Raw genomic sequence first — 22,918 nt, forward strand, 5'->3', positions numbered from 1 at the left:
GCCGGACGCCGGGCGGACGGGGACGGAAGGAGCCCGGACGGGGCGGGGGACACCATCCGCCGGAGGCGGGACGCGCGGGACAGCACGCCGCCCCCGCTCGCCGGGGGAGGCGGGGCCGAACCGCTGGACCGAATGCACCCGTCCGGTGGAACGCACGAGTGCTGCACGAGGAAGGGCGGTCCGGCCGACGGCCATGGCCAAGGGCGCACCGGGGTCGCCGCAGGGACCGGACCGTACGCGGACATCGTGACCGGAACCGCGGGACAGCCGCGGTCCGGCAGCACCGGGAGAGGGTGGATCACTCGCCACGGGGGGCACATGGCCGATGAGGTGTACGGGTGCGAGAGAATGGGCGCATGGAGATGCCGAGGAACGACAGGTCGTCGGAGAACGCCCAGAGGATCCTGGTCGTGGGCCAGGACGGATTGGCTCTCGGCGGCACCGGGGACGACGAATCCCGCGAGGTCCCGGTGACGGAGATGGTGGAACAGCCGGCGAAGGTCATGCGCATCGGCAGCATGATCAAGCAGCTGCTGGAGGAGGTGCGGGCCGCTCCTCTGGACGAGGCGAGCCGGCAGCGGCTGAAGGAGATCCACGCCAGTTCCGTCAAGGAGCTGGAGGACGGCCTCGCCCCCGAACTCGTCGAGGAACTCGAGCGGCTCTCACTGCCCTTCACGGACGAGGCGATCCCCAGCGACGCCGAGCTGCGTATCGCCCAGGCCCAGTTGGTCGGCTGGCTCGAGGGCCTCTTCCATGGGATCCAGACCACCCTGTTCGCCCAGCAGATGGCGGCGCGGGCCCAGCTCGAGCAGATGCGCCGCGCCCTCCCGCCGGGCGTCGGCTCTCCCGACGGCGAGGAGGACGCCCGCGCGGGCGGTCGCTCCGGAGGCCCGTACCTGTAGAAAGCCCAGTTGTGCGAGGGGCCCGGCACCGTGCAGGTGTCGGGCCCCTTCGCCGTGTGTCAGAAGCGGATCACGACGGGTCGCCCGTCGACACACTGAGCTCGATCTCCGGCATGTTCTTCGGGTCGACGTCCGTACCCGCGGAGGGGAACTGGTCCATGACCGTGCCCTCGCCGTAGGTGTTCTCGTCGTAGTTCTTGATCTTCATCCGCCAGCCGGCGGCCTGGAAGCACGACTTCACGGTCTGGATGTTCTTGAACACGAAGTCCGGCACCCGGATCTTCTTGTCGTCGTTGTACGACTCCTCCGGCTCCGTGCACTTCGTCGTCTCGATCGTCTTGGTCAGGTCCGGACCCTTGTGGCCGGCGACCGCGCTCGAGGACGATCCGGTGGTGCTGCCGGGGCCGCCACCCGTGTCGTCCCCGTTGCCACCGTTCAGCAGCAGGGCCGTGATCAGGCCGGCTACGGCGACCACGGCGACCACGGCCGAGCCGATGATCACGCCCCGGCCGCCCTTCTGCCCGCCCGAGCCGCCGCCGGGCGCCCCCGAGTGCGGCGAGAGGTTGTACGGCGGCGGGGTCGAGGAGGACTGCTGGGGCGCGTACGCGGCGGTCTGCGGCGGTGCCTGGTAGCCGCTCTGCTGCGGATAGCCGTACGCGGGCGACGGCGTGCCGTACGGGCCGGGCTGGTACGGCGTCTGCACCGGGCCCGGCGGGGGCGGCGTCGCCCGGTCGACCGGCGGGAAGACCGCGGAGCTCACACCGGCGCCGTCGGACGTCCGGGCGCCCGGCACGATGCTCGGCGCGGCGGCCGTGAGGGACGCGGCCACGCGCAGGCACTCGTCGCGCATCGCCTCGGCGCTCGGGAAGCGTTCGTTGGGGTTTTTCTTGAGGGCCCGGGCGACCAGCGCGTCCACCGCGGGAGGCAGCGAGCGATTGATCGACGAAGGAGCGACCGGCTCCTCCTGCACATGGGCGTAGGCGATCGCCAGCGGCGAGTCCGCCTCGAACGGCAGCCGTCCGGTGACGAGCTGGAACAGCATGATGCCGACCGAGTACAGGTCGCTGCGCACGTCGACACCCCGGCCGAGGGCCTGCTCCGGGGACAGGTACTGGGGGGTGCCCACCACCATGCCCGTCTGCGTCATGGAGGTGACCCCGGACTGCATGGCGCGGGCGATGCCGAAGTCCATGACCTTGACGACGTTCCGCTTCGTCACCATGACGTTGCCCGGCTTGATGTCCCGGTGCACCAGGCCCATCTCGTGGCTGATCTCCAGGGCCGCCAGCACGTCGGCGGTGACCTTCAGGGCCTTGTCGGCCGGCATCGCGCCGTACCGGTGGACGTCCTCCTCGAGGACCGAGCCGAGCGGCTTGCCCTCGATGTACTCCATGACGATGTACGGGGTCGCCAGCCCTTCGAGCTCGTCCTCACCGGTGTCGAACACCGACACGATGTTCGTGTGCGTGAGTTTCGCCACGGACTGCGCCTCGCGGCGGAACCGCTCACGGAAGGCCTGTTCGCGACCGAGTTCCGTGTGAAGCGTCTTGATCGCCACATGGCGGTCGAGCACGGTGTCGTACGCGAGATGCACCGAGGCCATGCCACCCTCGCCGAGCAAGTCGCGCAGCTGGTAGCGGCCCCCGGCGACCGATCGCCCCGCATGGCGGCCCTGCGCGCCGTCCTGGCTCATCTTCAGCGTCCCCCATCGGCGCGGCGGCAGCGGCTGAATGTGCTCCCGCGGTCCGTGATCCCTGTTCGTATGTATGGCGATCGACGCGGTTGTTCCGTGATCGACAGGCTCATTCCCGGCCAAGTCTGCCCCAGGGCAGTGACACGTCAAGCTCGGTGCCCGTTCCGTGACCGTACGCGAAAGAAGCGTCGCGCAAGCGTTACAGGCGTTGTACGGGCGGTACACGGGATTTGCACGTGGGACCGCGTGCACGGTTCCATGGAGGGCCCGTCTCGACTTCGTCCCGGACCGGCGCCTTGCGTGGAGCCTGTAGCGTGGCCCGTCGGAGACCGTGACAACCACCGCGCAGACCGCGGGCAGAAACGACGGCGAGGACTGATGGCACAGACGCAGCGCGCCCAGGGCCCGTCCGACCCCGAGGCGACTGGCGGCGGGATGTCGGACACACCGGACATGTGGGGCAACGGCGGGCTTGTGGGGGACGGCCGGTACCGGCTCACCCGCAGACTCGGCCGGGGCGGCATGGCCGAGGTGTTCGCGGCCGAGGACGTGCGCCTCGGCAGGACCGTCGCGGTCAAGCTGCTCCGCTCGGATCTCGCCGAGGACCCGGTCGCCAAGGCCCGCTTCACCCGCGAGGCACAGTCGGTGGCCGGACTCAACCACCACGCCATCGTCGCCGTGTACGACTCCGGCGAGGACTTCGTCGGCGGGCAGCCGGTTCCGTACATCGTGATGGAGCTGGTCGAGGGCCGCACGATCCGCGATCTGCTGCTCAACGCCGAGGCGCCCGGTTCCGAGCAGGCCCTGATCATCGTCTCGGGCGTCCTGGAGGCGCTCGCCTACTCGCACCAGCACGGCATCGTGCACCGCGACATCAAGCCCGCGAACGTGATCATCACTCACAACGGCGCCGTCAAGGTGATGGACTTCGGCATCGCCCGCGCGCTGCACGGGGCGTCCACGACGATGACGCAGACCGGCATGGTGATGGGCACGCCGCAGTACCTCTCGCCGGAGCAGGCGCTCGGCAAGGCCGTCGACCACCGGTCCGACCTGTACGCGACGGGCTGCCTCCTGTACGAACTGCTCGCGCTGCGTCCGCCGTTCATCGGCGAGACACCGCTGTCCGTGGTGTACCAGCACGTCCAGGACCTTCCGGTGCCGCCGTCCCGGATCTCGGACGGCGCCGCGCCGCCGGAGCTGGACGGGCTCGTCATGCGCTCCCTCGCCAAGGAGCCGGACGACCGGTTCCAGACCGCCGAGGAGATGCGCGGCCTGGTCCAGTACGCGCTGCAGATGCTGTACGACCAGGGCAGCCACACGGGCACCTGGAACACCGGCCCGGTGGACATGCACGACGGCCGGCACACCCCGGCGGCGGGCTTCGCCGGCACCACGGTGATGCCGCACCCAGGCGAGCCCGGAACCACGCAGATCCCCCAGTCGATCATGCCTTCGAGGTACGGCGGCGGGGACGACGGCGGTTTCGAGGGCCACGGCAACAAGGGCAGCGGCCGCGGCAAGCTGTGGATCCTCGCCGTCCTCGCGGTCGTCGCCATCGTGGCGGGCGTCGCGCTGGCGCTGAACACCACGGGCGGCGGCGGTGGCGGGAGCGGCACGACGGAGTCCCCGTCCGTCACGCAGTCGCACGAGGTGAAGCAGCCCAGCGAGCAGCAGTCGGACGATTCGACCGACACGTCCACGAGCGACGGCTCGGACACGGGCAGCGGCTCCGACTACACGCCCTCCGACCCGCCCACGCAGACCTACAGCCGGCCGCCGGCCCAGCCGTCCCAGACGCCGGACCAGCCGACGGACAACCCCACGCAGACGACGCCCTCCGACGAGCCGACGGACACGCCCACGGACGGTGGCGGCGAGCCGACGGGTCCGTCCGCGACGGACGGGGGCGCGGACGGCGGGGTCTCGCCGGGGGCCTGACCGCGCGGCGTGCCGACGGGTGCGGTCGCACCCGTGCCCGCCGGTGCCCCTGCGCACCGGCGGTCAGTGCGTGAACGCGTCGCGCACCGCGTCGTACTCGCGCGTCCACCACACCGCAAGGGCCGATGCCGCCGGGAACTGCGCATCCGCACGGCTGTCGCCGCGCTCGTAGTGCCAGCGCAGCATCCAGAAGTCGTTGAGCCGCTCCCACCACACCCGGTGCACGGCGGCGGCGAGCTCCCCGGGCGGCGCCCCGGCCGTGCGGCGGTACCCGCGCGCGTAGGCCCGCACCTTCGCGAGGTCGAGCGTGCCGACGGCGCGGACGAAGAAGATCGCCGCGGCGCGCACCGCCTCCTCGGCGCGCGGCTGGACGCCGAGCCGGTCCCAGTCGACGATCGCGGCGGGTGCGTCGCCCTGATAGAGCAGGTTGAACGGGTGGAAGTCGCCGTGCACCCAGCCCACCGCCCCGCCGCGCGGCGGACGCCGGTCCGTGTGCCGCTCCAGCAGCGTCCGCCGCTCCACCAGCCGGTGCCGGGCGAGTTCGTCGAAGGCCGTCACGGGACGGTGCCGGGTCACCCGGCACAGCAGCTCGTCGATGAGCGCGAAGGTGTCGGCAGGGTCGGCGCTCTCGACGGGTGAACCGGGCGCGCAGGACATGACCCGCTCCAGGCTCGCGTGCACCACCCCCAGCAGCGCGCCCAGCCGCCCGCACTGCTCCGCGGTGAGTTGAGCGCCGTGCCGGTGCCGTCCGTCGATCCACGGGTGCAGGGCGTAGGCGCGGCCGCCGACGACGGCGACCGTACGGCCGTCGTGGCCGGTCAGCGGCGGTGCCACCGGGACCCCGAGGTCCGCCAGCCGCTGGGTGGCCCGGTGCTGGCGGGCGATCGCCGCGGGGTCCGCGGTCTCGGGGTCCGAGTGGTGCTTGAGGAAGTAGCGGCCGCGTGTTGTGCAGAGCCGGTACCCGCCGTTGAGCAGTCCCTGGTCGACGGGGTCGCAGGCGAGCACGGATCCGGCACCGTATCGGCGGAGCAGGGCGCCCAGAGGGGGCGCATGCGACACGGGGGGTGGTACAGACGAGCGCGGCACGCGCCAGATGGTAGGCCACGAGCCGGACCCGCGAGCTGGGCCTTGTCACAGACAGTCGTACTCGGTCACATGGAGTCCGCAAGGTGATCACGACCGTGGTGACCGTATGAGCGGCGGTCCATCGGGCCGGTCGTCGGCGCCACCCCGATCGACGTCTTCCCGTGTTCCAGGTGAGCGGGATAACGTGCCGTTGTTCCGGCCCCCTGCAAGGCCCTGACCAGCACTGTTCCCGACTTCCTCGATTTACTTGGAAATCCAAGCAAAATCCCAGGTCAGGAGGGGTTTCACAGAGTTGTGGGGCACTGGGTAACGTGCCCTTTGCAGGGCGCTCGCCGGGGCACCTGTCACGTCTGTTGTTTCGAACGAGTCGCACCCACCCTGTGCGTCCGTGAGCTGCAGGCGAGCCGCTTCCATCGGCCCGGAACGGGCTGATGGGACCCCCAGGCACCCGGCGAACCCGGGGGCCGGACCGACGGAGGAGCACACGTGACCGTGGAGAGCACTGCCGCGCGCAAGCCGCGACGCAGCGCCGGAAGCAAGGCCGGCACCACCGGCACCAAGCGCACCACCCGCACCACGCCCAAGAAGGGCGCCGACCCCGACCTCGTGCAGTTGCTGACGCCCGAGGGCGAGCGCGTCGAGAACCCCGAGTACGACCGCTATGTGGAGGGCATCACGCCCGACGAGCTGCGCGGCCTGTACCGGGACATGGTGCTGACCCGCCGCTTCGATGCGGAGGCGACCTCCCTGCAGCGCCAGGGCGAGCTGGGCCTGTGGGCCTCGCTGCTCGGCCAGGAGGCCGCCCAGATCGGTTCGGGCCGGGCCCTGAACGACGACGACTACGTCTTCCCGACCTACCGGGAGCACGGCGTCGCCTGGTGCCGTGGCGTCGACCCCACCAATCTGCTCGGCATGTTCCGCGGCGTGAACAACGGCGGCTGGGACCCGAACAGCAACAACTTCCACCTGTACACGATCGTCATCGGCTCGCAGACGCTGCACGCCACCGGCTACGCCATGGGCGTCGCCAAGGACGGCGCCGACTCGGCGGTGATCGCGTACTTCGGCGACGGCGCCTCCAGCCAGGGCGACGTGGCCGAGTCCTTCACCTTCTCCGCGGTCTACAACGCACCGGTCGTGTTCTTCTGCCAGAACAACCAGTGGGCGATCTCCGAGCCGACCGAGAAGCAGACCCGTGTGCCGCTCTACCAGCGCGCCCAGGGCTACGGCTTCCCGGGCGTGCGTGTCGACGGAAACGACGTCCTGGCCTGTCTCGCGGTCACCAAGTGGGCGCTGGAGCGGGCGCGCAACGGCGAGGGGCCGACCCTGGTCGAGGCGTTCACGTACCGCATGGGCGCGCACACGACCTCCGACGACCCGACCCGCTACCGCCACGACGACGAGCGGGCCGCCTGGGAGGCGAAGGACCCGATCGCCCGCCTGCGGACCTACCTCCTGGACTCCGATCACGCGGACGAGGGATTCTTCGCGGAACTCGAGGCCGAGAGCGAAGCGTTGGGAAGGCGAGTACGCGAGGCGGTCCGCGCCATGCCTGACCCGGACCACCTCGCCATCTTCGAGAACGTGTACGCGGACGGGCATGCGCTCGTCGACGAGGAGCGGGCCCAGTTCGCCGCCTACCAGGCGTCGTTCGCGGACGCAGAAGGGGGTCGGTGACATGGCGGAGAAGATGGCGCTGGCCAAGGCGATCAACGAATCGCTGCGCAAGGCCCTGGAGTCGGACCCGAAGGTCCTGGTGATGGGCGAGGACGTCGGCAAGCTCGGCGGTGTCTTCCGGGTCACCGACGGCCTGCAGAAGGACTTCGGCGAGGAGCGGGTCATCGACACCCCGCTCGCCGAGTCGGGCATCGTCGGCACGGCGATCGGCCTGGCCCTGCGCGGGTACCGGCCGGTGGTGGAGATCCAGTTCGACGGCTTCGTCTTCCCGGCGTACGACCAGATCGTCACGCAGCTGGCGAAGATGCACGCCCGTTCGCTGGGCAAGGTCAAGATGCCGGTCGTCGTGCGTATCCCCTACGGCGGCGGCATCGGCGCGGTCGAGCACCACAGCGAGTCCCCCGAATCGCTGTTCGCCCATGTCGCGGGCCTGAAGATCGTCTCCCCGTCGAACGCCTCGGACGCCTACTGGATGATGCAGCAGGCGATCCAGAGCGACGACCCGGTGATCTTCTTCGAGCCGAAGCGGCGCTACTGGGACAAGGGCGAGGTCAACGTCGAGGCCATCCCCGGCCCGCTGCACAAGGCCCGTGTGGTGCGTGAGGGCACGGACCTGACGCTCGTCGCCTACGGGCCGATGGTGAAGGTGTGCCAGGAGGTCGCGGCCGCGGCCGAGGAGGAGGGCAAGTCCCTCGAGGTCCTCGATCTGCGCTCGGTCTCCCCGCTCGACTTCGACTCCGTCCAGGCGTCGGTGGAGAAGACCCGCCGCCTGGTCGTGGTGCACGAGGCCCCGGTGTTCTTCGGTTCGGGTGCGGAGATCGCCGCCCGCATCACGGAGCGGTGCTTCTACCACCTCGAGGCGCCCGTCCTGCGGGTCGGCGGCTATCACGCCCCGTACCCGCCGGCACGGCTGGAGGAGGAGTACCTGCCGGGTCTGGACCGGGTGCTCGACGCAGTCGACCGCGCCCTGGCGTACTGAGGAGAGGGTCGTGACGACGATGACTGACGCGTCCGTTCGCGAGTTCAAGATGCCCGACGTGGGCGAGGGGCTCACCGAGGCGGAGATCCTCAAGTGGTACGTGCAGCCGGGTGACACGGTCACCGACGGACAGGTCGTCTGCGAGGTGGAGACGGCGAAGGCGGCCGTGGAGCTGCCCATCCCGTACGACGGGGTCGTCCGCGAACTCCGCTTCGCCGAGGGCACCACGGTCGACGTCGGCACCGCGATCATCGCGGTCGACGTGACCGGGGGCGCACCGGCCGAGGAGGCCCCGGTGCCGGCCCAGGAGGCACCGGCCGAGGAGGCCCCGGTGCCGGCCCAGGAGGCACCGGCCGAGGAGCCCGAGCGGCAGGGGCGCCAGCCGGTCCTCGTGGGGTACGGCGTCGCCGAGTCCTCCACCCGGCGCAGGCCCCGCAAGACCGCCGCGCCCGCCGAGGAGGCCGTCCAGGCGGCCACGGCGCTCCAGAGCGAGCTGAACGGGCACGGCACACAGGCCGCCGCCCGCCCGCTCGCGAAGCCTCCGGTGCGCAAGCTCGCCAAGGATCTGGGCGTCGACCTGGCGTCGGTGCGGCCGTCGGGTCCGGACGGGATCATCACCCGCGAGGACGTGCACGCCGCCGTGGCGTCCGTACCGGCCCCCGCGGCGCCCGCGGCCGTCGAGGCGCCGGCCGCCGTGCCGGCACCGGCGCCCGCAGTGACGTACGACGGCGCCCGGGAGACCCGCATCCCGGTCAAGGGCGTCCGCAAGGCCACCGCACAGGCGATGGTCGGCTCGGCCTTCACCGCCCCGCACGTCACGGAGTTCGTGACGGTCGACGTGACGCGGACGATGAAGCTGGTCGAGGAGCTCAAGCAGGACAAGGACATGCAGGGGCTCCGGGTCAACCCGCTGCTTCTCATCGCCAAGGCCCTGCTCGTGGCGATCAGGCGGAACCCGGACGTCAACGCGTCCTGGGACGAGGCCAACCAGGAGATCGTGCGCAAGCACTATGTGAACCTGGGCATCGCGGCGGCGACCCCGCGCGGTCTGATCGTGCCGAACATCAAGGACGCGCACGACAAGACGCTCCCGCAGCTGGCCGAGGCGCTGGGCGAGCTGGTGGCGACGGCCCGCGAGGGCAGGACGTCCCCGGCGGCGATGCAGGGCGGCACGGTCACCATCACGAACGTGGGTGTGTTCGGCGTCGACACCGGTACGCCGATCCTCAACCCGGGCGAGTCGGCGATCCTCGCGGTCGGGGCGATCAAGCTCCAGCCGTGGGTCCACAAGGGCAAGGTCAAGCCCCGCCAGGTCACCACCCTGGCCCTCAGCTTCGACCACCGCCTGGTCGACGGCGAGCTGGGCTCGAAGGTCCTCGCGGATGTGGCGGCCGTTCTCGAGCAGCCCAAGCGCCTGATCACCTGGGGCTAGTCCCCGGGGCGCTTCCGCACGACGCGAAGGGCCGCAGCCGCGCACCCTCGGGGCGCGGCTCTCGGCCCTTCGCACTCCATGGACGCGAAACACACGCGAAGGGGCCCGGCCGCGGGAGTGCGGCCGGGCCCCTTCGCGCCGTGTGCGGCGAAGGTCAGACGGCGAAGCCGTAGTTCAGGAGCTTCTTCGCGTCAGCGGTGCGGTTGGCGACCGAGGAGGACGCCAGGACCGTGCCGATGACCGTCTTGCCGTTGCGGGTCGCGGCGAAGACCAGGCAGTACTTCGCCTGCGGGCCGGAGCCGGTCTTGACGCCGATGGCGCCGCTGTAGGTGCCGAGCAGCGGGTTGGTGTTGGTCCAGGTGTAGTAGCGGTAGCCGCCGCTCTTGGTGGTCACCTTCTGCTTCGTGGACCTCGTCTTCACGACGGCGCGGAAGGTGGAGTTCTTCATGGCGCTGCTCGCGATCTTGGTGAGGTCGCGGGCGGTCGAGTAGTTGCTGCCCTTGCCGATGCCGTCGAACGAATCGAAGTGCGTGTTCTTCAGGCCGAGGCTCTTGGCGGAGCTGTTCATCTTGCCGAGGAACGACTTCACGCGCGCGGCTCGCGTCGAGCCGGTGCCGAACTTGTCCGCGAGCGCGTAGGCGGCGTCGCAGCCCGAGGGCAGCATCAGCCCGTACAGCAGCTGGCGGACGGTGACCTTGTCACCCACGATCAGGTGGGCGGACGAGGCGTTGTTGGCGACGATGTAGTCGCTGTACGCCTTCTGGATCGTGACCTTCGTGTCCAGGTTCAGGTGCGGCTGGGCCAGCACCACCTTCGCCGTCATGATCTTGGTGGTGGAACCGGTGGACAGCCGGGTGTCGGCCGCCTTGGTGAACAGCGTCTTGCCGCTGCCGTTGTTCATCACGAACCCGCCCTTGGCGGTGATCGAGGGCTTCGTGACGGCCTGCGCGGGCGCCGCGGTGAGAGCTCCGGTGGTGAGCACGGCACCGGTGGTGATCACTGCCGCTACGGCCCTGCGAACTCGCGTGCCCTTAATGCCGGTAATCAAGTCAAACGCTCCGATTGCGTCTTTGATGCCTCAGAAAACATCCAAATGCCCCTGGAGGACGGCCAGATGGCAAGGCCGCCTTCTCGTGAGACTCGCAAGTGGGGCAGATGGATGTGCGGTTGGCGGGGAGATTTTTCGGAGGGGGTGCGCCGTCCGCATGATGGACGGTCGTCGGCATGTGTACGCGTTGTATCTATGATGTGCGCATGCCTTCAGCCCCGTCCGCCGCGCCGGCGCCCGAGAAGCCGTCCGTCAAGCAGCCGCCCGCCGCCGACCGTGTGTACGCCCACGTCAAGAAGGGCGTCCTGGAGCGCCGTTACGAGGGCGGGACGCTGCTCACCGAGGGCGAGCTCGCCGAGGCGGTCGGCGTCTCCAGGACCCCGGTGCGGGAGGCGCTGCTGCGGTTGGAGGTCGAAGGACTGATCAGGCTCTACCCGAAGAAGGGGGCTCTCGTCCTGCCCGTCTCCGCCCAGGAGATCGCCGACGTGGTCGAGACGCGCCAGCTCGTCGAGGAGCATGCGGCCCGCAAGGCCGTGCCCGCCCCGGCGGCCCTGATCACCCGCCTGGAGGAGCTGCTCGCCCGTCAGAAGGAGCAGGCCGCCGCCGGTGACCTGGCTGCGGCAGCGGTCACGGACCGCACCTTCCATGCCGAGATCGTGCGCAGCGGCGGCAACGAGATCCTCTCCCGACTGTACGACCAACTGCGTGACCGCCAGCTGCGGATGGGGGTCGCGGTCATGCATTCGCACCCCGACCGGATCGCCAAGACGCTCACCGAGCACGAGGAGATCCTGGACGCCCTGCGGTCCGGTGACGCCGCGGCGGCCGTCGACATCGTCCACCGCCACGTCAGCTGGTTCTCCCACCTCGCGCGGGGTGAGGTGCGATGAGTTCCCGCTCCGTGAGCGCCCGGTCCGCGTCACTGCCCGGCGATCCGCCGGGCGGCCGTCGTGCCGTGGCCGTGTGGGCCGTCGGTGTCTCGGTCTACTTCGTCGCCGTCATCTTCCGCACGTCCCTCGGCGTGGCCGGACTCGACGCCGCGGACCGTTTCCACGTGGGCGCTTCCGCCCTGTCGACCTTCTCCATCCTGCAGCTCCTCGTCTACGCGGGCATGCAGATACCCGTCGGCCTGCTGGTGGACCGGCTGGGCACCAAGAAGGTGCTGGCCATCGGGGTCGTGCTGTTCACGGCCGGCCAGGTCGGGTTCGCCCTCTCCCCGTCGTACGGCATGGCGCTCGCCTCGCGTGCGCTGCTCGGCTGCGGTGACGCCATGACCTTCATCAGCGTCCTGCGGCTCGGCACCCGCTGGTTCCCGGCCCGGCGCGGGCCGCTGGTCGCCCAGCTCGCGGGTCTGGTCGGCATGGCGGGCAACCTGGTCTCGACCCTGGTGCTGGCCCGGCTGCTGCACGGGGTGGGCTGGACCGCGGCGTTCGGCGGCAGCGCGCTCGCAGGAGCGGTCGTCTTCGTGCTGCTTCTGGTGTTCCTCAGGGACCATCCCGAGGGGTACGAGCCGGAGCCGTTCCCGCACCACGGCTCGGCGTACGTGCGGCGGCAGATCGTCGCGTCCTGGAAGGAGCCGGGCACCCGCCTCGGCATGTGGGTCCACTTCACGACGCAGTTCCCGGCGATGGTGTTCCTGCTGCTGTGGGGCCTGCCGTTCCTGGTCGAGGCCCAGGGCCTGTCCAGGGCGGCGGCCGGTGACCTGCTGACGCTCGTGGTGCTGTCGAACATGGTGGTCGGACTGGTCTACGGGCAGATCGTCGCCCGGCACCACGCGGCACGGCTGCCGCTGGCGCTCGGGACGGTCGGGGCCACGGCGGCCGTCTGGGCGGCGACGCTCCTCCACCCGGGCCCGCATGCGCCGATGTGGCTGCTGATCGTGCTGTGCACGGTGCTCGGGGCCTGCGGCCCGGCCTCGATGCTCGGCTTCGACTTCGCCCGCCCGGCGAATCCGCCGGAGCGTCAGGGCACGGCCTCCGGCATCACCAACATGGGCGGTTTCGTGGCCTCCATGACGACGCTGCTGGCGATCGGTGTGCTCCTGGACGTCACGGGCGACAACTACACCGTGGCGTTCTGCACGGTGTTCGTCCTCCAGGCGCTGGGGCTCAGCCAGATCCTGCGGCTGCGCGAACAGGCGGCGCGCCGGGAGCGCGAGCGGCTGGTGGCGAGCCGGGTGGAGACGGTGCACGTGCCGGCCTAGGGCCTTCGCACGGGCTGCGGGCGGCGCGGACGCCGCCCGCTCGGGGAACGTCCCGTCAGCGGTGCGGGCGGTCCAGGCCCAGCACCCGGTCCTTCAGCGCCGGGAACCGGTCCCGGGTGGTCGCGACCTTCGCCGGGTCGAACTCCACCGTCAGGATTCCCTCGTCGGCGCCCGCCTCTCCGAGGACCTCGCCCCAGGGATCCACCACGATCGAATGACCCGCCTGCGGAACCCCGGCGTGCGTGCCGGCCGTTCCGCAGGCGAGGACGTACGCCTGGTTCTCGACCGCCCGCGCCTGTGCCAGCAGCGTCCAGTGGGACCGGCGGCGCTCGGGCCAGCCCGCCGGGATCACGAGCGTCTCGGCCCCGGCGTCCACGAGCGAGCGGAACAGCTCGGGGAAGCGCAGGTCGTAGCAGGTGGCCACGCCGACGGTCGTCTCCGGCAGACGTACCGTCACCGTCTCGGTGCCCGCGCCCATCAGCACGGCCTCGCCCTTGTCGAAGCCGAAGCGGTGGATCTTGCGGTAGAAGGCGGCCAGCTCACCGGAGGGGGAGAAGACGAGCGAGGTGTTGTACAGGGGGCCGTCGTCCGCGCCGTCGGCGGCCGCGCCCCGCTCCGGGATCGACCCGGCGTGCAGCCACACGCCCGCGTCACTCGCCGCCTTGGCCATCACCTCGTACGTCGGCCCCTGGAGCGGCTCGGCCTCGGCCCCGAACCGCTCGTAGGCGAACGCCCCGGTCGTCCACAGCTCGGGCAGCACCACCAGATCGACTCCGGCTTGATCGCGTACCAGTGCCGCAGCGCGGCGGCGACGCGAATCGACCGATTCGTCATCGTCTACCCGGAATTGGATGAGGGAGGCGCGCACACTACCACCGTCCTGGCATTCGAGCCGTCTCTTCGGGCCTACGATCGTCACACGAAAGCACTGCCGGGGTGCCTCACAGCAGCGTAACTTAACGTTCCGAGACACCCGCCGACAGTCGCCGCCCGTCGACACTGCCGCAACAACCGCCCGTGCACCGACCGCCCGAGGGGTCCCGTTCCGTGAGTCTGCATCCCACCCTCCAGCCCTACGCCGACGCTTGGACCCACTCCATCGAAGCGATATCCGAACTGGTTCAGCCGCTCGTCGAAGGCGAGTGGAACCGCAGGACCCCCTGCCCCGGCTGGTCGGTGCGCGACATCGTCTCCCATGTGATCGGCATGGACTGCGAGATGCTGGGCGACCCGCGGCCGATCCACACGCTCCCGCGCGACCTGTTCCACGTCACCAACGAGCACCAGCGCTACATGGAGATGCAGGTCGACGTCCGCCGCCATCACACGGCACCGGAGATGACCTCCGAGCTGGAGTACACGATCATCCGCCGCAACCGTCAGCTGCGCAACGAGACACGGGACCCGGGGACCAAGGTGCGCGGCCCGCTCGGCACCGAGCAGACCCTCGAAGAGGCCATGCGGTACCGCGCGTTCGACGTGTGGGTGCACGAGCAGGACCTGCGGGCGGCCCTCGGCCGGCCGGGGAACCTGGACTCGCCCGGCGCGTACATCACGCGGGACGAGCTGCTTGCCGCACTGCCGAAGGTGGTCGAGGAGGCCGGCGCGCCCGCCGGTTCGGCGACCGTCTTCGACGTCCACGGCCCCGTCGAGTTCCTGCGGACGGTCCGCCTCGACGCGGAGGGCCGCGGCTCGATCGACGGCGCGCCCTCCCTCGGCCCCACGGTGTCGCTCACGCTCGACTGGGAGACCTACGTCCGCCTTGCCTGCGGTCGCGTCCCTGCGGACGTCGTGGCGGACCGCATCAAGGCCGAGGGGGACCCGGAGCTCACGGCGGCGATCTTCCTGGCGTTCGCGGTGACGAAGTGAAGCAGGGGAACCGGCCCTGAAGGGGGCCGGTTCCCGGGCAGGCCGCAGGAGGGCACCGGACCGGTGCCGTCCGGTCCGCCATCCCCCTGCGGTCGGGCCGCTCAGTCCTCCTCGCGTTCCTTCTCGGCCAGATGGATGACGCAGACGGCCACCGCGATCAGCAGAGCCGGGTCCAGGTCCTCGCGCACGATGTCGACGCCGTACGTCTCCCGGACGTGCAGCCAGCGGCGGGAGATCTGCGCGAGCAGTTCCTCGTCGTAGTCGATGGCGAACTCACGGTCGAGGATCTTGCCGCTGACGTCGAGTTCCGAGCCGTCCGCCAGCGAGACGCGGTAGTGGTTGCGCAAGAGGGACAGCCGCTTGCGCTTGATCCTGGCCAGCGGTTCGCCGTCACGTTCGATGATCATCGTGTCGCGCAGGGCGAACATCTTCTGGTGGATGTCGATCAGGACCCGCCCCTGCGTGTCCTTCAGTTCGAAGGTGTCCCGCAGCCGCATCGCCTTGCCGTCGACCAGGAAGACCTTGTTGCCGTGCTGGTCCTCGATCCAGTAGTCGTCACCGAAGCCGAGCAGCCGGTCTCGTACGAGGAATCTCATACGAGAAGGGCTTCCCCCGTGGCCGGTCCGAAACGCCGTCGGTAGGCCGACGGACTGAGTCCGGTCTCGCGCCTGAGCCGTGCCCGCAGGTTGGCGGCCGTGCCGAGACCGCTGCGCGCCGCGACCACGTCCAGCCGCTCCTCCCCGCGTTCGATCAGCCGGCAGGCGAGGGCGATCCGCTCCCCGGTCAGCCAGGCCAGCGGTGTGGTGCCCAGCTGGGCGCGGAAGCGGCGGTGCAGGGTGGCGGAGCTCACCGCGGCGCGCGCCGCGAGGCCGGCGACGGTGAGCGGTTCGGCGAGATGTTCCTGGGCCCAGGCCAGAAGCGGTGCCAGCGACTCGTCCGGCACCTCGGGCACCGGCCGCTCCACGAACTGCCGCTGTCCGCCGTCGCGGTGCGCCGCGAAGACCAGCCGGCGGGAGACGGCGTTGGCGATCTCGGCGCCGTGGTCGCGGCGCACGACGTGCAGCGCGAGGTCGAGGGCCGACGCGCTGCCCGAGGCGGTGAGGATGTCGCCGTCGTCGACGAAGAGCACGTCCGGCTCCAGCTCGACCTGTGGGAACCGCGCCCGGAACGACGCGCCCCACATCCAGTGGCAGGCCGCGCGTCGCCCGTCGAGCAGCCCGGCCTCGGCGAGGGTGAAGGCGCCGGAGCAGAAGCCGATCAGCCGTGCTCCCCGCGCGTGTGCCCTGCGCACGGCGTCCAGGACCTCCGGCGAGCGCGGGGTGTCGGTGTCGGGCCGGTTCGGCACGATCAGTGTGTCCGCGTCGTCGACGGCCTCCAGGCCCGCGACGCCGGTCAGCGAGAAGAAGCCGTCCCGCATCCGGGTCGTCGGCGCTGCGGCGCACAACCGGAAGTCGTAGAGCCTGCGGCCCAGCTCGGGCCGCTCGAGCCCGAAGACCTCGATGGCGCAGCCCATCTCGAAGGGGTTGGAGTTCTCGTCCACGACGAGCACGACCCGGTGCACTGACGGCGCCTGAGAGGATCCTTGCGGCATATGCGATTTCTAGCACTCGTGCGGTCCGGGCGACACCCGCACGATGGCGGCATGGAACCCAAGGAACCCGTCTCCCTCGCCACGGCCCTCGCCTCCTTCACCGAGCTGTGGAGCCCGCGCATCGTCACCGCCGTCAACGACTACGACGTCCGCGTCGCCAAGGTCGAGGGCGAGCACCTCTGGCACACGCACGACCACACCGACGAGTTCTTCCTCGTCCTGGACGGCGAACTGATCATCGCGCTGCGCGAGCCGGCCGGAGAGCGCACGGTCACGCTGCCCCGCGGGTCGGTCTTCACCGTCCCCCGGGGCACGGAGCACAAACCGTCCGCCCCCGCCGGCGCCTCCATCCTCATGTTCGAGCCCACCGGGACCGTGACGGTCGGCGACCGCCACGAGGAGATCCCCGACCATGTGGACGCGACCACGGGGCACACGCTGGACTGAGGGGTCCAAGGGCCCGGGCCCCTGACGCGGACGAGTCCCCCGCCGGGGCGCGGGGGACTCGCTCGGATACCTCGATGGGGCCACCGGCGGAGCGCGGGGCGGGGCAGGGCCTACCGGTAGCCCTGCCGCATGTCGTCATCGTCGTCGTCCCACGACGTGCGACCGTCCCCGCGTTCACGGCGCAGATCGGGGTCCGAGGCGTCGGACCCGCCCGGGTCCTGCTCGTGCCGCTCCCGGTCGCGCGACCGTTCGCCGGAGATCTCGCCGTACTCGCGTGCGCGGTCCCGGCGGGGCATCTGGTCGTCGATGTCTCGTGGCATGGAACTGCTCCCTTGCAATGACCCCCCTGTCTGCGTCGAGCATCTCTCGGTGACCGCACGGACGCATCCTGTGGACGGGCGTGCACGGACGGTCACCGAGGTTGTCCACAGGCTCCGCGGTGACTTCGCCCCGGATGGCACTCTTGACCCATGAACCACTCCGCACCGCGTCGCGTCCGTGTCCGTGCCCCCGAGCTGATCGGCAAGGGTGGCTGGCTGAACACGGGCGGTGAGCAGTACACCCTCGCCGACCTGCGAGGACGTGTCGTCATCCTCGATTTTTGGACGTTCTGCTGCATCAACTGCCTGCACGTCCTGGACGAGCTGCGCGAGCTGGAGGAGAAGCACCGCGACACCGTGGTGATCATCGGTGTGCACTCCCCGAAGTTCGTCCACGAGGCGGAGCACCAGGCGGTGGTGGACGCCGTCGAGCGGTACGGCGTGGAGCACCCCGTCCTCGACGACCCCGAGCTCGCCACCTGGAAGCAGTACGCCGTCCGCGCCTGGCCGACGCTCGTGGTCATCGACCCCGAGGGCTATGTGGTCGCCCAGCACGCGGGGGAGGGGCATGCGCACGCGATAGCGCGGCTCGTTGCGGAGCTGGAGGAGGAACACGCGGCCAAGGGCACCCTGCGCCGCGGCGACGGCCCGTACGTGGCGCCGGAGCCCAGCCCCACGTCCCTGCGCTTCCCGGGCAAGGCGCTTCTGCTGCCGTCCGGGACGTTCCTCGTCAGCGACACCACCCGGCACCAGCTGGTGGAGCTGGCCGCGGACGGGGAGACGGTCGTGCGCCGGATCGGGTCGGGCGCACGGGGCTTCGCGGACGGTCCGGCGGACGCGGCGGCCTTCAGCGAGCCGCAGGGACTCGCGCTGCTGGACGAGGGTGCGGTGGTCGTCGCCGACACTGTGAACCACGCGCTGCGCCGACTGGACCCGGCGACCGGCGAGGTCACCACCCTGGCGGGCACCGGCAGGCAGTGGTGGCAGGGTTCGCCCACGTCCGGTCCCGCCCGGGAGGTGGACCTCTCCTCACCGTGGGACGTGGCGGTCTTCGGCGGCCGGGTCTGGATCGCGATGGCCGGTGTGCACCAACTGTGGACGTACGACCCGGAGTCGGCCTCGGTCGAGGTGGCGGCCGGGACCACGAACGAGGGGCTGGTGGACGGACCGGGCGCCGAGGCCTGGTTCGCCCAGCCCTCCGGGCTCGCGGTCTCCACCGACGGGGAGCGACTGTGGCTGGCGGACTCCGAGACGAGCGCCCTGCGCTGGGTGGACCGGGACGGCGCGGTCCACACGGCCGTCGGCACAGGGCTGTTCGACTTCGGGCACCGCGACGGCGCGGCGGAACAGGCGCTGCTCCAGCACCCGTTGGGCGTGACCGCGCTGCCGGACGGCTCGGTGGCGGTCAGCGACACCTACAACCACGCCCTGCGTCGCTACGATCCGGCCACCGGCGAGGTGAGCACGCTGGCGACGGATCTGCGGGAGCCCTCGGACGCGGTGCTCGTCGGCGAGGACATCGTGGTCGTGGAGTCGGCCCGCCACCGGCTGACCCGGCTGCGGCTGCCCGAGGCGGCGGTCCAGGTCGCCTCGGTGGCCCACCGCACCCAGCGGGCGGCGACCGAAGTGGCGCCGGGCGGGCTGCGGCTGGATGTGATCTTCCAGGCTCCGGCCGGTCAGAAGCTCGACACCCGCTACGGCCCCTCGACCCGGCTGCTGGTCTCCTCGACCCCGCCCGAGCTGCTGCTCAAGGGCGAGGGAGCGGACACGGACCTCTCGCGTGAGCTCGAGCTGAACCCGGCCGTGTCCGAGGGCGTCCTGCACGTCTCGGCGATGGCCGCGTCCTGCGACGACGATCCCGCCAACGAGTACCCGGCGTGCCACGTCCACCAGCAGGACTGGGGAGTCCCCGTCCGTCTGACCCAGGGCGGAGCGGAGCGTCTTCCCCTGGTGCTGGCGGGCATGGACGCGGAGTAGTGCCCGACGGGCCGGGCGGGTGCGGGGTCAGAGCCCGTACCCGTCCCGGGGGTGGTGCCGCTCCTCCTCGACGACCGGTGGCGGCACCACGACCCGCCTGCGGCGGTAGATGCTGCTGAACGTGGCCACCCCTATGAGGCCGACGATCATGCAGATGACTCCGACCAGTTGAAGGTCGACGCCCTGCATGTGCCAGTCGGTCGCGAACGCGAGGATGGCGCCGACGGCGATCAGGATGATGCATCCGCCCAGGCCCATGACTCCTGCCCTCCCTGCGGGGCCGGCCCTTCCGGCCCCGGACCCGGGTACCCGGGTCCGGGGTGGGCATGCGCGGCGGCGGTCGCGGCTCGGTTCCTCACCCCTCCAGGAACGCCACCAGCGCGTTCGCCAGCATGTGGGGGTCGTCCGCGCCGCACAGCTCGCGGGTGCTGTGCATGGACAGGATCGCCGCGCCGATGTCGACGGTGCGGATGCCGTGGCGGGCCGCCGTGATGGGGCCGATGGTCGTGCCGCAGGGCATCGAGTTGTTCGACACGAAGGACTGGAAGGGCACGTTCGCCTTCTCACAGGCCGCGGCGAAGACGGCCCGGCCCGAACCGTCCGTGGCGTAGCGGTTGTTGACGTTCACCTTGAGGATGGGGCCGCCGTTGGCCCGGGGGTGGTGGGTCGGATCGTGCCGCTCCGCGTAGTTGGGGTGGACGGCGTGCCCGGTGTCGGAGGACAGGCAGATCGAGCCGGCGAAGGCACGGGCCCGGTCCTCGTACGAACCGCCCCGGGCGAACACCGAGCGCTCCAGCACCGATCCGAGCAGCGGGCCGTCGGCACCCGTGTCCGACTGGGAGCCGTTCTCCTCGTGGTCGAAGGCCGCGAGCACGGGGATGTACGACAGGCCGGCGTCGGAGGTGGCCACGGCCGCCAGTGCCGCGGTGGCCGCGTGCACCGACAGCAGGTTGTCCATACGCGGCCCCGCCACCAGGTCCTTGTCCCGGCCCAGGTAGGCCGGCGGCTCGACGGAATGGGTCATCAGGTCCCAGCCCGTCACCTCGCCCGTGGCCAGGCCGAACTCCTCCTCCAGGAAGGCGATCAGGTCCCCGTCGCGCACGTCGTCGCCCAGGCCCCAGACAGGCTGGAGGTGGCGCTGCTTGTCGAGCTTCAGCCCCTCGGCGGAGACCGAGCGGTCCAGGTGGATGGCCAGCTGCGGCACGCGCAGCAGCGGTCTGTCGACGTTCACCAGGCGGGTGGTGCCGTCACGCAGGGACAGCCGGCCCGAAAGGCCGAGGTCCCGGTCCAGCCAGGAGTTGAGCAGGGGGCCGCCGTAGATCTCCACGGCGATCTGCCGCCAGCCGTGCGCACCGCTGTCCGGGCGCGGCTTCACCCGGAGGTTCGGGGAGTCGGTGTGCGCGCCCATGATCCGGAACGGCGTGTGGGCTTCGGCACCCTCGGGGACGTACCACGCGATGATCGCGCCTCCGCGCAGCACGTACCTGCCGCCGCTCGTGCCGTCCCACGCATCCGTCTCGGCGACCTGGCGGAAGCCTGCCTTCTCCAGCCGCTCGGCGGCGTGCGCCACGGCGTGGTACGGCGACGGGCTCGCCGCCAGGAAGGACATGAGGTCGTCGGTGTGGCCGCGGTCGAAGCGGAGGCTTGTGCTCATGTGTTCACCTTAACGACGGACGAGGGCCCGCTCCCGGTGATCGGGAGCGGGCCCTCGTAAGGGGGATGTGGAGAGTCGGGGTTCCCGAGGGGCCGGAGCGCCTGCGGGCCCGTACGGACGCCGCGGGTGACGGGTCCGGGCCGACGGCGTTCTAGAAGGCGGCCTCGTCCAGCTCCATGAGGTCCAGGTCCACGCCTTCGGCCACCTTGCGCGCCAGGGTCACGCCCGGCAGGACGTTGGCCGCGAAGAACTTCGCGGCCGCGATCTTGCCGGTGTAGAACGCCTTGTCCCTGGTGGAGGCCGTCTGAAGCTTCTCGGTGGCGATCGCGGCACCCCTCAGCAGGAGGTAGCCGACGATGACGTCGCCGGAGGCCATCAGCAGGCGGGTGGTGTTGAGGCCCACCTTGTAGATGTTCTTGACGTCCTTCTCGGTGGCGGCGAGGTCGGTCAGCATCAGGCCGACGATGGCCTCCAGCTCGACGGCCGCCTTGGCGAGGTGTTCGCGGGCACCCGACAGATCCTCGCCGCCCGTGCCGAGCGCCAGGAACTTCTTGATGTCCTCGGCGAGGGAGTTCAGCGCCGCGCCCTGATTGCGGACGATCTTCCGGAAGAAGAAGTCCTGGCCCTGGATCGCGGTCGTGCCCTCGTACAGGGTGTCGATCTTGGCGTCGCGGATGTACTGCTCGATCGGGTACTCCTGCAGGAAGCCGGAGCCGCCGAAGGTCTGCAGGGACTGGGCGAGCTGCTCGTAGCCCTTCTCGGAGCCGTAGCCCTTGACGATCGGCAGGAGCAGGTCGTTCAGGGCGTGCTCGGCGGAGGCGTCCTCGCCGTTCGCCTCCTTGACCGCGATCGCGTCCTGGACGGAGGCCGTGTGCAGGACGAGGGCGCGCATGCCCTCCGCGTAGGCCTTCTGCGTCATCAGCGAGCGGCGCACGTCGGGGTGGTGCGTGATGGTGACCTTGGGCGCGGCCTTGTCCATGAAGTCGGCCAGATCCGTGCCCTGCACGCGCTCCTTGGCGTACTCGAGCGCGTTCAGGTAGCCGGTGGACAGCGTGGAGATCGCCTTCGTGCCGACCATCATGCGGGCGAACTCGATGATGCGGAACATCTGGCGGATGCCGTCGTGCTTGTCGCCGATCAGCCAGCCCTTGGCCGGGTGGCGGTCACCGAAGGTCATCTCGCAGGTGTTGGAGGCCTTCAGGCCCATCTTGTGCTCGACGTTGGTGGCGTACACGCCGTTGCGCTCGCCCAGCTCGCCGGTCTCGAAGTCGAAGAGGTACTTCGGCACGAGGAAGAGGGACAGGCCCTTGGTGCCGGGGCCGGCACCCTCGGGACGGGCGAGGACGTAGTGGAGGATGTTCTCCTCCATGTCGTGCTCACCGGAGGTGATGAACCGCTTCACGCCCTCGATGTGCCAGGAGCCGTCCTCCTGCCGGACGGCCTTGGTCCGCCCGGCGCCCACGTCCGAGCCGGCGTCCGGCTCGGTGAGCACCATGGTGGAGCCCCAGGTCTTGTCGACGGCGATCTTGGCGATCTTCTTCTGGACCTCGTTGCCCTCCTCGAAGAGGATGCGGGCGAACGCCGGGCCGGAGGAGTACATCCAGATCGCCGGGTTCGAGCCGAGGACCAGCTCCGCGTACGACCAGATCAGCGACGGCGGGGTGTTGGTGCCGCCGATCTCCTCCGGCAGTCCGAGACGCCAGTACTCGGAGTCCATGAAGGCCTTGTAGCTCTTCTTGAAGGACGCCGGGACGGGCGCGGTGTTGGTCTCGGGGTCGAAGACCGGCGGGTTGCGGTCGGCGTCGGCGAAGGACTCGGCCAGCTCGTTCTCGGACAGGCGGGTGAGCTCCTCGAGGACGCTCTTGGCGGTGTCCGTGTCCATCTCCGCGAACGGACCGGTGCCGTACAGCTTGTCGCGCCCGAGCACCTCGAAGAGGTTGAACTCGATGTCGCGGAGATTCGACTTGTAGTGCCCCATGGCGACGGCTCCGTAGCGGGATCGGCGAGGCACTGTCTCCTCGCATCTGGTTCACATACCAACTAGTAGCTCCGATGATGCTACCCGTCGGTAATAAGAATCAACCCCTCATGGCCCTGAT

20 protein-coding genes are annotated in these 22,918 nt (G+C 70.6%); 10 read left to right on the forward strand and 10 right to left on the reverse strand.

Going from position 1 to position 22,918, the window contains the following annotated elements; genetic code table 11:
- Positions 1–356 precede the first annotated feature (356 nt).
- Positions 357–902, forward strand: a complete 546-nt coding sequence (locus ADL25_RS26625; protein ID WP_059130367.1) for a bacterial proteasome activator family protein — start codon at positions 357–359, stop codon at positions 900–902.
- 70 nt (positions 903–972) lie between these two features.
- Here the strand turns inward: ADL25_RS26625 and ADL25_RS26630 are convergent, their stop codons facing one another.
- Entirely contained in the window at positions 973–2,595 is a 1,623-nt protein-coding gene (locus ADL25_RS26630) for a Stk1 family PASTA domain-containing Ser/Thr kinase (RefSeq protein ID WP_059130368.1), read from the reverse strand.
- A gap of 378 nt (positions 2,596–2,973) precedes the next feature.
- On the opposite strand from ADL25_RS26630, the gene ADL25_RS26635 reads away from it, so the two are divergent.
- On the forward strand, positions 2,974–4,536 hold the full coding sequence (locus ADL25_RS26635) for a protein kinase domain-containing protein (RefSeq protein WP_059130369.1): 1,563 nt from the start codon (positions 2,974–2,976) through the stop codon (positions 4,534–4,536).
- Positions 4,537–4,599: 63 nt separating this feature from the next.
- Here the strand turns inward: ADL25_RS26635 and ADL25_RS26640 are convergent, their stop codons facing one another.
- Positions 4,600–5,595: a phosphotransferase gene (locus tag ADL25_RS26640; protein WP_079050586.1), complete on the reverse strand. Its 996-nt coding sequence runs from the start codon at positions 5,593–5,595 to the stop codon at positions 4,600–4,602.
- A gap of 513 nt (positions 5,596–6,108) precedes the next feature.
- Between ADL25_RS26640 and pdhA the strand changes: the two genes are divergently transcribed.
- From pdhA to ADL25_RS26655, 3 genes are read left to right on the forward strand one after another with little or no spacing between them, the layout of a single operon-like run.
- The gene (pdhA, locus tag ADL25_RS26645; protein ID WP_059130370.1) at positions 6,109–7,299 is read left to right on the forward strand and encodes a pyruvate dehydrogenase (acetyl-transferring) E1 component subunit alpha; all 1,191 of its coding nucleotides are present in this window, start codon (positions 6,109–6,111) and stop codon (positions 7,297–7,299) included.
- 1 nt (position 7,300) lies between these two features.
- Positions 7,301–8,278, forward strand: coding sequence for an alpha-ketoacid dehydrogenase subunit beta (locus ADL25_RS26650; protein WP_059130371.1), 978 nt, complete (start codon positions 7,301–7,303; stop codon positions 8,276–8,278).
- Between the two features lie 10 nt (positions 8,279–8,288).
- Positions 8,289–9,710, forward strand: a complete 1,422-nt coding sequence (locus ADL25_RS26655; protein ID WP_059130372.1) for a dihydrolipoamide acetyltransferase family protein — start codon at positions 8,289–8,291, stop codon at positions 9,708–9,710.
- 154 nt (positions 9,711–9,864) lie between these two features.
- Here ADL25_RS26655 and ADL25_RS26660 read toward each other — a convergent pair whose 3' ends face one another.
- A complete protein-coding gene (locus tag ADL25_RS26660) occupies positions 9,865–10,758 on the reverse strand; it encodes a D-alanyl-D-alanine carboxypeptidase family protein (protein ID WP_059130373.1) in 894 nt (297 codons plus the stop codon).
- A gap of 206 nt (positions 10,759–10,964) precedes the next feature.
- On the opposite strand from ADL25_RS26660, the gene ADL25_RS26665 reads away from it, so the two are divergent.
- Together ADL25_RS26665 and ADL25_RS26670 are read left to right on the forward strand one after the other, a co-directional pair.
- Positions 10,965–11,648 carry a GntR family transcriptional regulator gene (locus tag ADL25_RS26665; RefSeq protein ID WP_059130374.1) on the forward strand — a complete coding sequence of 228 codons (684 nt, stop codon included), beginning with the start codon at positions 10,965–10,967 and terminating at the stop codon, positions 11,646–11,648.
- Positions 11,645–12,961, forward strand: a complete 1,317-nt coding sequence (locus ADL25_RS26670; protein WP_059130375.1) for an MFS transporter — start codon at positions 11,645–11,647, stop codon at positions 12,959–12,961. Before ADL25_RS26665 ends, ADL25_RS26670 begins: the two co-directional genes overlap by 4 nt.
- A 55-nt stretch (positions 12,962–13,016) precedes the next feature.
- Here ADL25_RS26670 and ADL25_RS26675 read toward each other — a convergent pair whose 3' ends face one another.
- Positions 13,017–13,829 (reverse strand): carbon-nitrogen family hydrolase, encoded by an 813-nt coding sequence (locus ADL25_RS26675; RefSeq protein ID WP_059130376.1) that lies wholly within the window; start codon positions 13,827–13,829, stop codon positions 13,017–13,019.
- A gap of 179 nt (positions 13,830–14,008) precedes the next feature.
- Here ADL25_RS26675 and ADL25_RS26680 point away from each other — a divergent pair, with 179 nt between their 5' ends.
- Positions 14,009–14,830, forward strand: a complete 822-nt coding sequence (locus tag ADL25_RS26680) for a maleylpyruvate isomerase family mycothiol-dependent enzyme (protein ID WP_059130377.1) — start codon at positions 14,009–14,011, stop codon at positions 14,828–14,830.
- Between the two features lie 101 nt (positions 14,831–14,931).
- On the opposite strand, the gene ADL25_RS26685 is transcribed toward ADL25_RS26680, so the two are convergent.
- On the reverse strand, positions 14,932–15,426 hold the full coding sequence (locus tag ADL25_RS26685; RefSeq protein ID WP_059130378.1) for an LURP-one-related/scramblase family protein: 495 nt from the start codon (positions 15,424–15,426) through the stop codon (positions 14,932–14,934).
- Entirely contained in the window at positions 15,423–16,421 is a 999-nt protein-coding gene (locus ADL25_RS26690; RefSeq protein WP_059130379.1) for a GlxA family transcriptional regulator, read from the reverse strand. The genes ADL25_RS26685 and ADL25_RS26690 overlap by 4 nt, the downstream gene beginning before the upstream one ends.
- A gap of 51 nt (positions 16,422–16,472) precedes the next feature.
- Between ADL25_RS26690 and ADL25_RS26695 the strand changes: the two genes are divergently transcribed.
- A complete protein-coding gene (locus tag ADL25_RS26695; RefSeq protein ID WP_059130380.1) occupies positions 16,473–16,868 on the forward strand; it encodes a cupin domain-containing protein in 396 nt (131 codons plus the stop codon).
- Positions 16,869–16,978: 110 nt separating this feature from the next.
- Here the strand turns inward: ADL25_RS26695 and ADL25_RS26700 are convergent, their stop codons facing one another.
- Positions 16,979–17,188, reverse strand: a complete 210-nt coding sequence (locus tag ADL25_RS26700) for a hypothetical protein (RefSeq protein ID WP_059130381.1) — start codon at positions 17,186–17,188, stop codon at positions 16,979–16,981.
- Positions 17,189–17,338: 150 nt separating this feature from the next.
- On the opposite strand from ADL25_RS26700, the gene ADL25_RS26705 reads away from it, so the two are divergent.
- Complete coding sequence (locus ADL25_RS26705) at positions 17,339–19,165, forward strand: thioredoxin-like domain-containing protein (protein ID WP_059130382.1); 1,827 nt, start codon at positions 17,339–17,341, stop codon at positions 19,163–19,165.
- A gap of 27 nt (positions 19,166–19,192) precedes the next feature.
- On the opposite strand, the gene ADL25_RS26710 is transcribed toward ADL25_RS26705, so the two are convergent.
- The 3 genes from ADL25_RS26710 to ADL25_RS26720 all read right to left on the reverse strand — a co-directional run bounded on the left by ADL25_RS26710 (position 19,193) and on the right by ADL25_RS26720 (position 22,797).
- Entirely contained in the window at positions 19,193–19,423 is a 231-nt protein-coding gene (locus ADL25_RS26710) for a DUF6458 family protein (RefSeq protein ID WP_059130383.1), read from the reverse strand.
- 97 nt (positions 19,424–19,520) lie between these two features.
- Positions 19,521–20,819: a M18 family aminopeptidase gene (locus ADL25_RS26715; RefSeq protein ID WP_059130384.1), complete on the reverse strand. Its 1,299-nt coding sequence runs from the start codon at positions 20,817–20,819 to the stop codon at positions 19,521–19,523.
- Between the two features lie 151 nt (positions 20,820–20,970).
- Entirely contained in the window at positions 20,971–22,797 is a 1,827-nt protein-coding gene (locus ADL25_RS26720; protein WP_059130385.1) for an acyl-CoA dehydrogenase, read from the reverse strand.
- Between the last annotated feature and the right edge of the window lie 121 nt (positions 22,798–22,918).

Source organism: Streptomyces sp. NRRL F-5122, assembly GCF_001507435.1.
Lineage (GTDB): Bacteria > Actinomycetota > Actinomycetes > Streptomycetales > Streptomycetaceae > Streptomyces > Streptomyces lannensis.